Here is a 1,221-nt window from a genome sequence, read left to right as displayed (position 1 = left end):
AAACCCAGCTGCGTCTGATCGCCGCTCAGGCGCAGTCGCTGGCGGACAAGGCCAGCACGGGAAGCTACTGGAGCGGCGAAATGACGGATGGCCTCCGCGTGATCCGTGAGGCACTGGACAGCGCCGGCCGGGAAGTCAGTGCACAACGTTCGGGAGATCGGTGATGGCTGACCAGCTGCTCACCGCTGCAATGGTCCACGTGTTCGCCATGGCCGGGTTCCTGGCAGGACTGGCCACCCTGTGGGCGATCAGCCGCGCATACCGCACCGCGCGCGCAGGGCTGCGCTGGTGCTGGCGGAGGTGCGCTCATGGCTGAACCTACCGACCACCGCGAGATCGGGCGGCAGCTGGCCAGCATGTCCGGGGTGGATCTGTCTGAGGCTCGGCCGGCAACCGTGCGCACATGGGAGGCCCGTGGGCTGGCCCTGCAGGCGCTGGCGCGCGGCGACATGGCCGAGGCGCAGCGGGTGATGGCACACGCCACCGGGGGCGCCCGATGAACTACTACAGCGAATGGGATCCCTACGCCGCGCAGTGGATCCGCAACCTCATCGATGCCGGGCTGATCCCGCCAGGCCATGTCGACACCAGGAGCATCACCGATGTTCAACCCTCAGACCTCGCCGGATACCGGCAGTGCCACTTCTTCGCCGGCATCGCCGGTTGGTCCCTTGCAGCTCGACTTGCTGGGTGGCCCGACGACCGCGAGCTGTGGACCGGCAGCGCCCCGTGCCAGCCGTTYTCTGTCGCGGGTAAGGGAAAAGCCCAGGATGACGATCGGCACCTGTGGCCCCACTTCCTTCGCCTCATCCGTGCCCGACGGCCCGCTGTCGTCATGGGAGAGCAGGTTGCGGCGGCGGTTGGCAAGAACTGGCTCGACGGAGTGTCTGCTGACCTGGAAGGAATCGACTACGCCTGCAGGGCGGTGGTTGTCCCGGCTTGTGCCGTCGACGCGCCCCACCGACGGGACCGCCTCTGGTTTGTGGCCCACGCCGGCGGCCAGGGACTGGCGCAGCGAATCGGCGACACCCGAGTTCCATGCAAAGTGGGCGGCAAATCCGAAGGGAAAGACGCTTCCAATGATGATCGCGCTGATGCACGCGCTCTGGCCCACGCCGACTGCATCGCTGGCGGACAAGGGCGTTCGGTCGACGGAGGGTGCGATCAGGGAAGCGGCGAGAAGCCATGGACCGGACCTGGCCGCGGTGAGTGCAGCGGCGG

Annotated in this window: 3 protein-coding genes; all 3 read left to right on the top strand. The window is 67.8% G+C overall.

Translation table 11 applies throughout. The features are described from left to right. Positions 1-163: 163 nt before the first annotated feature. On the top strand, positions 164-316 hold the full coding sequence (locus AC1VAN_RS22375) for a hypothetical protein (RefSeq protein ID WP_442251271.1): 153 nt from the start codon (positions 164-166) through the stop codon (positions 314-316). After that, a complete protein-coding gene (locus AC1VAN_RS22370; protein WP_442251272.1) occupies positions 309-500 on the top strand; it encodes a hypothetical protein in 192 nt (63 codons plus the stop codon). Before AC1VAN_RS22375 ends, AC1VAN_RS22370 begins: the two co-directional genes overlap by 8 nt. After that, positions 497-1,221, top strand: a 725-nt coding sequence (locus AC1VAN_RS22365) for a DNA cytosine methyltransferase (RefSeq protein WP_480986806.1), incomplete at its 3' end; no start/stop codon positions are given. The genes AC1VAN_RS22370 and AC1VAN_RS22365, both read left to right, overlap by 4 nt.

It is taken from the genome of Stenotrophomonas sp. 05L44_2 (assembly GCF_056665995.1).
Note: the sequence above shows the minus strand (reverse complement) of the source record. Positions and strands in the feature narration are given on the sequence as shown.

What these genes read in the sequence shown, in the direction of transcription:
- AC1VAN_RS22375 (WP_442251271.1), top strand. Translation starts at nt 164, where the DNA reads ATGGCTGACCAGCTGCTCACCGCTGCAATGGTCCACGTGTTCGCCATG.
- AC1VAN_RS22370 (WP_442251272.1), top strand. Translation starts at nt 309, where the DNA reads ATGGCTGAACCTACCGACCACCGCGAGATCGGGCGGCAGCTGGCCAGC.